This window comes from Rhodococcus sp. BP22 (assembly GCF_014281965.1).
GTDB lineage: Bacteria > Actinomycetota > Actinomycetes > Mycobacteriales > Mycobacteriaceae > Rhodococcoides.
This window is the reverse complement of sequence record NZ_JACFTB010000010.1, coordinates 15,551-28,324: the sequence shown is the minus strand read 5'-3', so window position 1 is coordinate 28,324 and position 12,774 is coordinate 15,551. Positions and strand designations below refer to the sequence as shown.

Sequence of the window (12,774 nt, the reverse complement as noted above, 5' to 3'; positions counted from 1 at the left end):
TGGGCACAAAGTCCCTTCTCCTGGTCCGTGAGGCTGAGTCAAAATGATGTTCAGAAGTCGACACCCGGTCACCGAGAAGGACAAAAATCATGACGCTCGCCCTCGTAGTCACCCTTGTCGTGGCAGCTGCTCTCGGGACTGTGCGATTCGGCTTCCGCTCCCCTGCCATCCGAACCGCGACGCACCTCGACGGGCCCGGCACGTTGGAGGAGCTGTTCGCTGCACGCTATGCGCGCGGCGATATCGATCTCCTCGAGTATCGAACTCTCCTCGACCACGTAGCAATGCAACTCCGCGGCTGACTCCAATCCGGCTCGGGCTGTTCATGTTCACAGTTGACGGCGATGCAAGGAGGCATCGATGCATCCGAAGTCGGCGTTGACACGTCGGGTGCGTTGTGTAGGGCCGGTACTGTTTTCATCGTTGCAGGGCTATCGGTGGTCCTGGCTACTCGGTGATCTGCTCGCGGGACTTACGCTTTTGTCGATCGCGGTGCCCGAGCAATTGGCCACTGCACGGCTGGCAGGTATGCCGCCGATCACGGGCTTCTACGCGTTCGTTGCAGGCACACTCCTGTTCGCGTTGCTCGGATCGAACCGGCAGATGTCGATCGGGGCTGATTCGACGATCGCCCCACTCTTCGCCGTCGGAATCGCCACTGCGGTATCGACCGCCCCCGGTGATTATGTGGCGTCGGTGGGAATCCTCGCGGTGATGGTGGGTGTGATCGTGGCCCTGGTGGGCCTACTGCGACTCGGATGGATTGCAGAGTTCCTGTCGACGCCGATCATCGCTGGGTTCCTCGGTGGAGTCGCGATCATCATCGTTGTGCATCAGCTGCCCGACCTGCTCGGCCTGCCAACCGTCAGCGGTGGGACGTTGAACCGAATCCGACTGATCGTCAGCGACTCGGCCATGGTCAACGGCTGGACGTTGGGTATCGGGGCCGGGGTTTTCGCTGTCGTGTTTCTCGCCGATCAGGTGGATCGACGAATTCCGGGGGCCTTGATCACACTGGTGGGATCGACGATCCTCGTCGGCGCGTTGAATCTGACTTCCCACGGGGTAGCAGTGCTGGGTTCGCTCGCACACGGCGCTCCCCATCTCGGACTGCACGGGGTGTCGTGGTCGGCGCTGAGCACACTTGCGCCCATCGCCGGTGTCGTCGCACTGGTGATCGTCAGCCAGAGTGCGGCGACCACGCGCGCTTTCGCCGACAAGGGCGGTTATGACGTGGATGTCAATCGCGACTTCCTCGGCATCGGAGCCGGCAATGTCGCCGCAGGTCTAGTGGGTGCGTTTCCGGTGAACGCGAGCCCGCCACGAACTGCAGCAGTGGTTTCGGCGTCGGGACGGACCCAGGTAGCCGGCATCGCTGCTGCCGGCGCACTCGTGTTGCTGATCCCCGCTCTGGCGCTCCTCGAGAACCTGCCAGTGGCAACCCTGGCTGCGATTCTGATCTTCATCGCCACCCGAATCGTGCACGTACGCGAGCTGATCGACATTGCCCGCTACGACCGTTTCGAGTTCGCTCTCGCCGTGGTCACTCTCCTGACAGTTGCCCTCGTTGGGGTCGAGTACGGCATCGGCGTGGCGGTAGCGTTGGCAATTCTGGACCGCACCCGCCTCAGCGCCCGTCCCCACCTGCACGTACTGGGACACATCCCATCGACTACCAGTTGGGTGCCCCTGAGCTACGCCGAACAAGCGAGAACGGTTCCCGGTGTCCTCGTCGTACAGTTCGCGACGCCTCTGTGGTACGCCAACGCAACCGAATTTCGCACCGAGATAACGGCCACGATCGACGCCGCGGATCATCCCCTGCACCTCGTCGTGCTCGACACGATGGGGATGACCGATATCGACTACACGGGAGCGCACTCGTTGCGGCAGTTGATCGATCAACTCCGATCGAGGGGAATCACCTTCGCAATGGCAAGAACCAGCAAGACGGCGCGCAGAGGCTTGGCGCGGAGTGGGCTGCTTGCGCTGATCGGAGAGGAGCACCTGTTCGAATCTGTCGGAGAGGCCGTAAGCGCCCTCAGTCCCCGATTGGAAGCCGAGAGCACACCAGTTACGTCGCAGTTGAATTCACCCAACGCCGCTGAGATAGCCCGGGGAGAAATATGAGTTGGACGTTTTGTCGGGACCAACGTTTCCACGATGCCTGCGGTGCCGGCCGGGGCACTCACGTAGGCGATCCCATCGTTCTTGTGCCACTAAACTATTCGGCCAGAGTTGATTTTGGTCTCACGACGATGCGGATGTGAGCACTTCGGTGGTGTCGGACGGTCTCTCCGCCCGACGCGGCGGATCGAGGATTCGGTAGGCAAGGAGTTTGATGCGGTCGCTGACAAGGAACCACAAGAGTGCGTAACCCCAGACTGCGGCGGCCCATCCCCAGCCGAGAGGGGACATGAAGAGCCCGTAGACGGCTATGAGGGTCGCAACGGCCTGGGTGCCGCAGACAGCGATCAGCAGGATGCGGGCGGGGCGAATGGACCAGAACGGCCCGCGGGTGCGGGTCAGGAAGATCGTCAGGTGCCCGGCGACGGAAAGCATGAGATACATCAACGTCTGTACGCGCGCGTGGCCGAGTTCGAAGACACGGTCGCCCAGGTAGAACAATCCGAAAGCGGCGATCGGCCCAACCACGCCCAGAACTGTGGCAATACCGAGCACCATGCGCATGTTCCATGCCTCGGGTTCATTGCGGTAGTGCACTTTGTCGTAGGCAATGGACAATATGGCGCCGTCGTTGAGCAGCGCGAGCATCACGATCATGATGGCGGTGACCGGATAGAAGTTGAAGACCAGGATGGCAACGGTCATGAACAGCAGCACCCTCAACGTCTCCGCGATGCGGTAGATGGCGTAGCTGTTCATCCGCTGAAAGATCTTGCGGCTCTCCTTGATCGCCTCGATGATGACCGAGAGACCAGGAGTCATCAGCACGATATCGGCGGCCGCGCGGGCGGCGTCGGTCGCACCGGAGACGGCAATGCCGCAGTCTGCCTTCTTCAATGCGGGGGCGTCGTTAACCCCGTCCCCGGTCATGCCGGCGATGTGGCCACGCTTCTGTAGAACGTCGACGATGTGGTACTTGTGCTCTGGAAAGACTTGAGCGAAACCGTCTGCGGTCTCGATGGATTCGGCCACTGCTGCCGATTCCTTCTTCTTCACGTCACCCAATGCCGCTGCATCTAGAATGTGTGTGCCCAAACCAATTTTGGACGCAGTTTCTTTGGCGATGGCCAGCGCATCACCGGTGACCATCTTGACGGTGACGCCCATCGCGGCAGCGGTGGAGATGGTTTCCGCAGCGTCCTCGCGCGGAGGATCGAACAAGGGCAGAACTCCGACGAAGCGCCAGTCACGGTCTTTGTCGGCGCGGGCCACGCCCAGCGACCGGAATCCGTGCGCGGCGAAATCATCGACGGCACCGTCGGCGGCTCGGGTGATCTGTTCAGACGGTGCGGCCAGCGCCAAGATGACCTGTGGCGCGCCCTTCGTGACTCGGAACGTGGCCCCGTCGGATGCGGTGACGGTAGCCTCGGTGCGTTTGTGCACCGGGTCGAAAGGTGCGAAGTGAGTGACGGTGTAGGTGTTCAAAATTGTCTCATCGTCGAGTCCGCCCAAGACGGCGCGGTCGATGGGGTCGTCGTTGTCCGCGCGAGAGGCCAGCGCACCGTCGAGAACAACAGCTGCCGGGGTCACGCCATCGACAGCGAACGGGACACCCAACGTGAGTGAGTTCTGGGTGAGTGTGCCTGTTTTGTCGGCGCACAGCACGTCCACACCGGCAAGTTCCTCGATGGCAACCAATCGGCTCACAATGGCCTGCTTCTTGGCGAGCAGCCGTGCGCCTACGGCCATCGTCACCGACAACACGGTCGGCATTGCCACCGGGATCGACGCAACGGTCAGGACCAGAGCGAACTGCAGAGTCGTGAGGATCTCGTCTCCGCGCAGCGCGGCTACCAAGACGATGAGCGAGACAAGCACAACCGCCAGAATGATCAGGTAGTTGCCGATCTGAACCACAGCCTTTTGAAAATGGCTCCCTGTGTGCGCGTCTTGCACCAATTCCGCGGTCTTCCCGAAATAGGTGCCGCTACCGGTGGCGTATACCAACGCACTGGCTTCCCCTTGTCGGATGACCGACCCCGAGAACACTGCGTCGCCGGTTGCGGCGGCGGCAGGCAGAGACTCCCCGGTCAGTGCCGACTGATCGACCTCGATGTCGTCACCATCGAGCAGTCGTGCATCAGCAGGAACGATGTCACCGAGACGTAAGCGGATGACGTCACCCGGCACCAGCTCTCGTGCCGGTGCGGTGACCGACTTACCATCGCGGGTGACGCGCGCAGTGATGGCCAACTTGGCTTTGAGCGCGTCGATCGCGTTGCCTGCCTGGCGTTCCTCGGTGTATCCGACAACACCGTTCGCCACTAGCAGCACCAGAATGATGAAGAAATCCGGCCAGTGCCCGACTGCGCCGGACAGAATGACGGCGATCTCGATCATCCACGGGATCGGGCCCCAGAAGTAGCTCAGGAATTTCAGCAGTGGATTGGTCCTGTGTTCAGCAATCTCGTTCGGCCCGTACTGGACCAACCGCTTCGCAGCATCGGCAATGCTCAGTCCGTCCGGTGAGTAGCCGAGCTGCGTCTTTACTGTGGCCAGCGGCACCGACTTGAAATCGGTATCCGGTGCTGACGGGCCCGCGGACCGTCGCGGCGCGGTCTGCGGGTCAGCCGCAGTCATAGCGCTGACCTGCTTCCGGCGCCAAAGACATTGGGCGCGAGAAGGTCCGGTAAAGAATTCATGGCGATCCCCGAAAATTGCGGTGTCACCGAAGTGTCCGGCTGTGAGCGATTGCTCTGAGGGGTGCGGCTGACAGCCACCTTCATTTCGGACTGGCTGAGTGTCTCAACACAGTTGACGCTACACCCCATCGACCGGGACGGAGCGGTCGCGATTCAGACCGGGTTGTGACGGGCAATCGCACGGCGAACGGCTTCGTCGACGATGCGTTGGGCCACCTCCCCCAATTTGCGATGCTCGGCCTGGCTGATCGCCCTCAATTGGGTGAAAGCGTCCTCGGCACTGCTCCCGCTGCGTCCGCGAAGCAGGCCGATCGCTTGATCGATCACCGGTCGTGTCGACAGAGCGGTCTGTAGCTGAGCAGCCAGTGTCCTCGCCTGGGCGAGGATCTGGGCGTTGCGGACGGCGACTGCCGCCGGTTTGGCGAACAGTTCCCCGAGCTCGACGGCGTGCTCACCGAAGACATTCTTATCTCGGGCGTAGACGTTGATGGCCCCGACCACCCGGTCAGGCAGCAACAGCGGTAGCGACAGTGCACTGTGCACGCCCAGTCTGCCCACACGTGGACCGAATCGCGGCCACATCTGCTCCCCGCCCAACGACCCCGATCGCACTGTGCGGCGCTCCAAAGCTGCGGTGATGCAGGGCCCCTCGTGCAGCGTCTCGTACTGAATCTTGTCGATTTCGGCGACGAACGAAGCGCTCGCTGCCAATGCTTCGACCAAGTTGTCGGTCCGGTCGACGCGCAACAGCGTTACCCCAGCACCATCCGCACCGGGAATCGCACGAACTGCAAAAGCCGCGACGTCGGTCAACAACTCGACGAGTCCGCCGCAATCCGCCACCAGGCCTGCCAATTCACCTATGGCGCTTCGTAAGTCGGCGTAATCTGCGCTGGCCTGCTCCGCAGTCAATGATCCAGCTCGAATACTGTGAACTACTTCGGTGAACTCCGTCATCCGCATTTCCCTTGGTGCTCGATCAGTCCGCTCCAGGCCCGCCGTACCGAGACAGATCCCCGACGACATACCCATACAGCCGACGGCCGCGAGGTGGATTCTCACACCAACAGTAGCGCCGTCGCGGATACAAATTCAGGTGAACCTTGCCGGTCCTTATCGAAATACAATCAATTACCAAGAGAATTAAAAGTGCTGATGGTTCTGTGCCTCGGCGGCCGCGGCGGCCGGCAGCTTTGCGTCGACGACGTGTTGGGTCTCCCGGATCAGGTACGCGGCTGTCTGTTCGATCTCGACGGTGTGCTGAGGCAAACCTTGTTTCTGCGCGGTCAACGACTGTATGTCGAAGTCACCCAGGGATCTGCTCGCTACTCCCTCACCGACGGGGCTCCGATGGACGTCGTCCACCACGGACACCCCGCCCAGGTCATCGCCGGACAACCATTGCAGCTACCGATCCCTCATCCGACGCCGCGGCCGACGCCCACTCGACCGGCGGGACGCACGCCGGTGCATAGGCGACTTCGTCGCATGTGAGCAAAACAGGTCCTGGACGTACTTTCACTCGTATGCCGAGCAGCGCGACGTCCACATTTCGCCGCTTGATACAGCGTTTTAGGTTACCTTTTCGCCGCCATGACCGGCGAGTGGGTGGCAGGTTCGGAATAGCCGATGTGCTTGTCACAACTTCGGGTTCCAGATCCAGTTGCGAATCTCGGGAAGGTCCTGGCCATGAATATCGATGTAGCGGTTGTGCTCGACGAGCTTGTCGGCCATCGTCTGCTTGAGGTAGTCGGCAGTGCCACCAAGTTGCGGGAGCCGGTCGATGACGTCCATGACGAGGTGGAATCGGTCGAGCCTGTTCTGCACCCTCATATCGAATTCGGTTGTGATACTGCCTTCTTCGTTGTATCCACGGACATGAAGATTTCGATTTGTACGACGATAGGTGAGTCGGTGGATCAGAGACGGGTACCCGTGGAAAGCGAAGATGATGTGCTTACCGACGGTGAACATCGAGTCGTAATCGCCGTCGGACAATCCATGCGGGTGCTCGCTCGGGGATTGCAGCTTCATCAGGTCCACGACGTTGACGACCCGAACCTTCAGCTCAGGCAAGTGTTCCCGCAGGATCGACACCGCTCCCAACACTTCGAGGGTCGGGGTGTCGCCACAGCACGCCAATACGATGTCTGGTTCGTTACCGGCGTCGTTGCCGGCCCATTCCCAGATGCCGATTCCTTCGGTGCAGTGCACTTCGGCCTGCTCGATTGTGAGCCATTGCGGCATCGGGTGTTTGCCGGCGACGATCACGTTGACGTAATGGCGGCTACGGAGGCAGTGGTCCGCCACCGAGAGTAGACAGTTGGCGTCCGGCGGCAGATAGATCCGGACGATGTCTGCTTTCTTGTTGACGACGTGGTCGAGGAAGCCGGGGTCTTGATGTGTGAATCCGTTATGGTCCTGCTGCCAGACGTGGGAAGCGAGTAGATAGTTCAGGGAGGCGATATTTCGCCGCCATGGTAGTTCCGAAGTTATTTTGAGCCATTTGGCGTGCTGGTTGAACATCGAGTCGACGATGTGGATGAATGCTTCGTAGCAGTTGAACAGCCCGTGCCGTCCGGTGAGCAGGTAACCCTCGAGCCAACCCTCGCTTTGATGCTCGCTGAGCATCGAATCCAGGACCCGCCCCTGGGTCGCAAGATCTTCGTCGTTGTCTACGGTGCGAGCTTCCCACTGCCGGTCGGTGACTTCGAAGACAGCACCGAGATTGTTGGACAGCGTTTCGTCGGGCCCGAAGATGCGGAAATTGCGTGCCTCGTCATTCGCGGTGATCACGTCGCGCAGGAAGGTCCCGAGCACTCGGGTGTCTTCGGCGCTCACTGCACCGTGCGCGGTCACGGCCACGGCGTAGGTGCGGTAGTCGGGCATCGCGAGGTCACGGCGCACGCCTGGGTTGGTGTGTGGGTTGACCCCCATCCGCCTCTCTCCATAGGGAGCAAGTTCGGCGAGTTCGGGTAGGAGGCGACCGGACGGATCGAAGAGCTCCTCAGGTTCGTAACTGCGCATCCAGGCGTCGAGTTGCTCGACGTGCTGCGGATGCGCCTCGTCGACCAGCAGTGGTACCTGGTGTGCCCGGAAAGTCCCTTCGATCTTCACGCCGTCCACGAACTTCGGACCGGTCCATCCCTTCGGCGACCGCAGCACGATCATCGGCCACCTCGGTCTTGCGCTGTTACCCGTCGTCCGGGCGTGGTGTTGGATGGTGTGAATGGTCTCGATCGTTTCGTCCAGCACGGTAGCCATGAGCTCGTGCATCACGTCCGGATCGTCACCTTCGACGTAGCGTGGATCCCACCCGCAGCCACGAAGGAATTGATCGAGTTCCTCGGGTTCTATCCGCGAGAGCAGGGTAGGATTGCTGATCTTGAATCCGTTGAGATGCAGGATCGGCAGGACCGCTCCATCGCTGATGGAGTTGAGAAATTTGGTGGAATGCCACGCTGTGGCCAGCGGACCGGTCTCGGCCTCACCGTCGCCGATGATGCACGCCACGATCAGATCCGGATTGTCGAATACGGCGCCGAAAGCGTGGCTCAGCGAATAGCCGAGTTCTCCACCTTCGTGAATCGATCCCGGAGTCGTCGGCGCCACGTGACTGGAAATACCTCCAGGGAACGAAAATTGGGTGAACAACTTCTTCATCCCCGCCTCATCCTGGCTCACGTCGGGATATATCTCGGAGTAAGAACCTTCCAGATAGGTGTTCGCGACGAGGGCAGGACCACCATGACCGGGCCCCGCAACATAGAACATGTCCAGGCCGTACTTGTTGATTGCACGGTTCAGATGCACATAGATGAAGTTCTGCCCCGGCGTCGTTCCCCAGTGACCGACAACGAGCGGTTTGACATCCGAGAGCACCAGCGGCCTGGCCAACAGCGGATTGTCATAGAGGTAGATCTGGCCGACCGAGAGGTAATTCGCCGCGCGCCAGTACGCGTGCATCCTCCGCCGTAGTTGAGGTTCCAGTGTGTTGGCGCGTGGCATCACTACAGTGTCGGTCATGGGGTGTCCTTGTTCTCAGCATGGGGAACTTCACTGTCGGTCGAGTTGGGCACCGGTGGGTGTGGCGGCGCCGAATTTGTGAGCCGTGGCAATCACCGCAAACCCTCCCCCGCGGATTTGCCGTTCGGCACCATTGCGGTCGGCGCAGAAAAAGGAACCTGCGTCGCGGGTTCGACTGCTGCCGAGCTCTCCCGTGCCAGGAAACTCCCAAGCTCGGCGATCGTCGACATCAACGGTGCCGGGAAAACGACGGTGGTGTTCTTGTCGACGCCGAGCTCGACCAATGTCTGCAAGTTGCGTAACTGCAACGCCAATGGATGCGCCATCATGGTGTCGGAGGCGTCACCCAACGCTGCCGCAGCCAACGATTCACCCTCGGCGGCAATGATCTTCGCGCGCTTCTCTCGCTCGGCTTCCGCTTGTCGGGCCATCGCTCGCTTCATGGTGTCGGGCAATTGGATGTCTTTGAGTTCGACCAGGGTGACCTGCACGCCCCATTCGATAGTGGTGACGTCCAGGATGGCCCGGATGTCGAGATTGATTTTGTCGGTCTCCGACAAAGTCTCGTCCAAGGTGTGTTGGCCGACGACCTTGCGCAGCGTGGTTTGTGCGATCTGGTCGATCGCCGAGTAGACGTTCTCGATCGCGACGACCGACTTCACCGCGTCGACCACCTTGAAGTAAGCCACCGCCGAGACGTCGACGCTTACGTTGTCACGGGTGATGATGCCTTGTGACTGGATCGGCATCGTCACGATTCGCAACGAAATCTTATGCAGCACATCGACGAACGGAACGATGAATCTCAGGCCCGGTGCACGTTCTCCGATTACCCGACCCAGCCGAAAGAGCACACCGTCCTCGTACTGCTTGACGACCCGCACCGACAACGCCAGCAGCAGGATCAGCGCGATGAGAATGACAACCACCACGACCAGTGCATTCATCACTGGAGACCTGAGGCATGAACGAGCACAGCGCATTTACCGCAGAGCACGGGTGACCGCTCAACAGAAGAGCTATATGAAACTGTCATGGCGATCCAGACTTACAAACGATCATCGATTCATACGGGCCGCGGAGCCGAATACCCCAGCAATTCCGCGGCGGACGGCGAAATTCTTCCCGAACCAGCTGAAGTTCTCAGCAACGTCGACGCTACCCCTTTTCGGGTCCCACGTGGTCCCTGACATATCGGGACAAAAGACTCTGACGAGACGCGCAACCAGCGTGCAGTATCAACAGATGAGTACAACACCGACCAGTGAGACCCAGACGGATCCTTCTGAACCCACAGGCCGCATAGTCGTGGGCGTCGACGGTTCACCCTCCTCGATCCTGGCACTGCAGCAAGCGCGACGGATATCGGAGGCATTAGGAATCGGCATAGATGTCATGGCTGCGTGGCAGTATCCGACATACATGGGTGAGGGCTTCGCGAACGACGTTCACCCCGATGAGGACGCCAAGCAGATTATGGCCGATGCGATCGTTGCCGCATTCGGTGACGACGCACCGACCGACATCGGACAGTTTGCGGTACAAGGTGTTCCAGCCCAGGTACTGCTCGACGCCAGTCGAGTGGCAGACATGCTCGTCGTAGGAAGCCGCGGTCGTGGCGGGTTCGTCGGTCTGCTGTTGGGATCGGTCAGTGCACAGTGCGCCGAGCATGCTCGATGCCCGGTGCTCGTCGTTCATTCGAGGGATCATCACTAGCGCGGGCAACGCCGGGTCCGTGCCACCCAACGTTCCTTCGGTGGCTGTCTCGTCGATGCTGATGGGAGTACTCGAGCTCGAAATCTCGACCAAGTTCTACTGCGAGGTCTTCGAATGCATTGTCGCGTTACGGGAGTCGGATGCGGCACTGTTGTTGGCACCGGACGGATTTCAGATCTATCTGTACGCGAACCGATCATTGGCGCAACGGCCCATCGACGCCCTCGGAGTGAAAGAGGTCATGTGGTCCACCGCGACCGAGGAAGAGCTCGAACAGGTCGGTGAACGATTGCGACAACACTATCCGTCCACGTACATTCACAGCGCCGGCGGAGTGAAATTCCTCGACGGACGGGACCCGGATGGGAACCGAATTCTCGTTGCCTATCCGAGTCCGCTCCAACTTCCGCGCCACATCATCGCCGATCGGTTCAAGTGACAGCGGCTATCTTTTCGATCCTTTAGTGCTGCATTGATTTTCAAGTATCAGGGTCGATCCGCTAGCATCGGGGCGGATGCCAGCCGAGGGCATCACGTAGGACCCGTCGGGCAATCTCGATAGCCGGTGAGCCCGATTGCAGCGCAAGACGATGCAATTCCGCGCGTCCCTCGCAGGGTGTTCGGCCGCTCTCGATGAGCACTCCCACTGCTTGATTGATTACGCTGACCGTAGAGAGCGTCCGCTGAACATCTGTTGCAGTCATCTCATTTTTGTCGGTGTGTCGAATACGGTCGTCGAGGACGATCGCGGCGCCGGCCAGCCCGAGTGAATAGGTCACGTCCGCAGCGAGATCCACGAAAGCACCGACTGTCCCGGAGAGAATCACCAGTTGCGCAACGGCACACGTGTTCGGTAGACCCGGCAGAGTGATCCGTAGAGACGACACAGCACCGCACGCGTTTCCATCCTCCGTCGACGCCGCAACCTCGAACTGTCCACCATCAATCGTGATGGTGAGAGAAACGGAGACGACGGACGACACGGCATCGTCTATGTCGGACACCAGCCGAAGCGCCAGATGTGCGAGATCGACTGTGTCACTGTCGAGCGCTTCGGTAAGTAGGAAGAGGTCGGCCATCAACCGACGTTGTAGTTCCATCGAGAATCCAGTGCGGCCCGATCGCCTGTTCGATACTTCCAGGACCCTGCGGAGTCAAATTTCCGTTAGGGAGATGCACGTGAGAGACCAAAGTCGGACTCCGAGTCTCGGGTTCACCTGCGCCGTCGACGCTACCCTCTTTCGGTGAGCGATGCTCGCAGCACCCTGCGACGGACTTATTTCCGTCGAAGACGCGAACGGGCAGTCTTCATCGCCTCGGCAACTATCGTATCCGCCACCACGACGAGCTTCTTGTGTTCGTTCTGGCTGAGCGTTCGAAGTTTTTCGTACCCTTCAGTGCCGCTGCATCCGCTTCTGCTGATCAGAATACCGATTGCCTGATCGATCACCGCTCGGCTGCTGAGAGCCTTTTCGAGCTGCTCGGTGAGTTGCACGGCGCTGGCCAACGCACGTGCGTTCTGAACCGAGACCGCGGCAGGGACTGCAAAGAGTTCGCCGAGTTCTACGGAGCGGTCGTCGAACGCGTCCGGCTGATGGGCGTAGACATTCATCGCTCCGAGCACACCGGCTCGGGTGACCAGCGGCAGCGACAGCACACTATGAACTCCCAGATGACCGACCTGGGGCCCGAACTCTGGCCATTGAGGATCTGCGTCGAGCGAGCCCGACCGGACTGTGATGCCCTTCGCGGCTGCCGTGATGCACGGGCCTTCCCCCAGCCCGTACTGAATGCCGTCGACCACTCGGACGAAGTCCGCGCTGGCGACAATCGTCGGAGGCTTGTCCGAATGGAGAAGCGTCAGCCCTGCCCCATCGGCGCCGGGGATGGCCCGCACCGCGAACTCTGCCACGTGGGACAGCGTCTCCGACAGGGTCAACGTGCTCATCGCGAGCTTACCCAGGTCTGCCAGACTCGCTCTGAAATCGTCGTCGAGCTCGTCAGGGTATGTGGTCCCTGCACGTACAGCTAACCGCTCCGGACCACCGATGTCCTCTGCGTTCATCACGCTGCTCGATTCGTTGTGGCCACACGCGGTTTCTGCACGTGCTTGCCCTCCCGAACCCTACGGCGTCTGCACTCCCGTCATGACCTCGGCCGATGTCCTGCGGGGCGAGAAGCGCTTCGGCATTGTCCGCGTACT

Annotated in this window: 11 protein-coding genes; 5 read left to right on the top strand and 6 right to left on the bottom strand. The window is 60.6% G+C overall.

From position 1 onward, the window contains the following. Window positions 1-89 precede the first annotated feature (89 nt). Both H2510_RS19280 and H2510_RS19275 read left to right on the top strand, forming a co-directional pair. Window positions 90-302 carry a hypothetical protein gene (locus tag H2510_RS19280; protein WP_186629904.1) on the top strand — a complete coding sequence of 71 codons (213 nt, stop codon included), beginning with the start codon at window positions 90-92 and terminating at the stop codon, window positions 300-302. Window positions 303-360: 58 nt separating this feature from the next. After that, entirely contained in the window at window positions 361-2,130 is a 1,770-nt protein-coding gene (locus H2510_RS19275; RefSeq protein ID WP_186629903.1) for a SulP family inorganic anion transporter, read from the top strand. Window positions 2,131-2,250: 120 nt separating this feature from the next. Here H2510_RS19275 and H2510_RS19270 read toward each other — a convergent pair whose 3' ends face one another. Both H2510_RS19270 and H2510_RS19265 read right to left on the bottom strand, forming a co-directional pair. After that, complete coding sequence (locus H2510_RS19270; RefSeq protein ID WP_186629902.1) at window positions 2,251-4,767, bottom strand: plasma-membrane proton-efflux P-type ATPase; 2,517 nt, start codon at window positions 4,765-4,767, stop codon at window positions 2,251-2,253. A gap of 215 nt (window positions 4,768-4,982) precedes the next feature. Further along, the gene (locus H2510_RS19265) at window positions 4,983-5,786 is read right to left on the bottom strand and encodes a GAF and ANTAR domain-containing protein (RefSeq protein ID WP_186629901.1); all 804 of its coding nucleotides are present in this window, start codon (window positions 5,784-5,786) and stop codon (window positions 4,983-4,985) included. A gap of 198 nt (window positions 5,787-5,984) precedes the next feature. On the opposite strand from H2510_RS19265, the gene H2510_RS21265 reads away from it, so the two are divergent. Continuing rightward, window positions 5,985-6,323 carry a glycosyl hydrolase family 65 protein gene (locus tag H2510_RS21265; protein ID WP_397517394.1) on the top strand — a complete coding sequence of 113 codons (339 nt, stop codon included), beginning with the start codon at window positions 5,985-5,987 and terminating at the stop codon, window positions 6,321-6,323. A gap of 144 nt (window positions 6,324-6,467) precedes the next feature. Here the strand turns inward: H2510_RS21265 and H2510_RS19255 are convergent, their stop codons facing one another. Both H2510_RS19255 and H2510_RS19250 read right to left on the bottom strand, forming a co-directional pair. Then, complete coding sequence (locus tag H2510_RS19255) at window positions 6,468-8,855, bottom strand: phosphoketolase family protein (protein ID WP_186629899.1); 2,388 nt, start codon at window positions 8,853-8,855, stop codon at window positions 6,468-6,470. Between the two features lie 92 nt (window positions 8,856-8,947). Then, on the bottom strand, window positions 8,948-9,802 hold the full coding sequence (locus tag H2510_RS19250) for a slipin family protein (protein ID WP_186629898.1): 855 nt from the start codon (window positions 9,800-9,802) through the stop codon (window positions 8,948-8,950). Between the two features lie 298 nt (window positions 9,803-10,100). Between H2510_RS19250 and H2510_RS19245 the strand changes: the two genes are divergently transcribed. Together H2510_RS19245 and H2510_RS19240 are read left to right on the top strand one after the other, a co-directional pair. Next, the gene (locus tag H2510_RS19245; RefSeq protein ID WP_186629897.1) at window positions 10,101-10,571 is read left to right on the top strand and encodes a universal stress protein; all 471 of its coding nucleotides are present in this window, start codon (window positions 10,101-10,103) and stop codon (window positions 10,569-10,571) included. Between the two features lie 40 nt (window positions 10,572-10,611). Then, window positions 10,612-11,010, top strand: a complete 399-nt coding sequence (locus tag H2510_RS19240) for a VOC family protein (protein WP_315901446.1) — start codon at window positions 10,612-10,614, stop codon at window positions 11,008-11,010. A 61-nt stretch (window positions 11,011-11,071) separates the two neighbouring features. Here the strand turns inward: H2510_RS19240 and H2510_RS19235 are convergent, their stop codons facing one another. Beyond that, window positions 11,072-11,650 (bottom strand): ANTAR domain-containing protein, encoded by a 579-nt coding sequence (locus tag H2510_RS19235; RefSeq protein ID WP_186629896.1) that lies wholly within the window; start codon window positions 11,648-11,650, stop codon window positions 11,072-11,074. Between the two features lie 197 nt (window positions 11,651-11,847). Then, window positions 11,848-12,636: a GAF and ANTAR domain-containing protein gene (locus tag H2510_RS19230; RefSeq protein WP_186629895.1), complete on the bottom strand. Its 789-nt coding sequence runs from the start codon at window positions 12,634-12,636 to the stop codon at window positions 11,848-11,850. Window positions 12,637-12,774 lie beyond the last annotated feature (138 nt).

Bases quoted from the DNA above. Each gene is read 5' to 3' on its own strand.
- H2510_RS19280 (WP_186629904.1), top strand. From the start codon at position 90: ATGACGCTCGCCCTCGTAGTCACCCTTGTCGTGGCAGCTGCTCTCGGG.
- H2510_RS19275 (WP_186629903.1), top strand. From the start codon at position 361: ATGCATCCGAAGTCGGCGTTGACACGTCGGGTGCGTTGTGTAGGGCCG.
- H2510_RS19270 (WP_186629902.1), bottom strand. From the start codon at position 4,767: ATGACTGCGGCTGACCCGCAGACCGCGCCGCGACGGTCCGCGGGCCCG.
- H2510_RS19265 (WP_186629901.1), bottom strand. From the start codon at position 5,786: ATGACGGAGTTCACCGAAGTAGTTCACAGTATTCGAGCTGGATCATTG.
- H2510_RS21265 (WP_397517394.1), top strand. From the start codon at position 5,985: ATGGTTCTGTGCCTCGGCGGCCGCGGCGGCCGGCAGCTTTGCGTCGAC.
- H2510_RS19255 (WP_186629899.1), bottom strand. From the start codon at position 8,855: ATGACCGACACTGTAGTGATGCCACGCGCCAACACACTGGAACCTCAA.
- H2510_RS19250 (WP_186629898.1), bottom strand. From the start codon at position 9,802: ATGAATGCACTGGTCGTGGTGGTTGTCATTCTCATCGCGCTGATCCTG.
- H2510_RS19245 (WP_186629897.1), top strand. From the start codon at position 10,101: ATGAGTACAACACCGACCAGTGAGACCCAGACGGATCCTTCTGAACCC.
- H2510_RS19235 (WP_186629896.1), bottom strand. From the start codon at position 11,650: ATGGCCGACCTCTTCCTACTTACCGAAGCGCTCGACAGTGACACAGTC.
- H2510_RS19230 (WP_186629895.1), bottom strand. From the start codon at position 12,636: ATGAACGCAGAGGACATCGGTGGTCCGGAGCGGTTAGCTGTACGTGCA.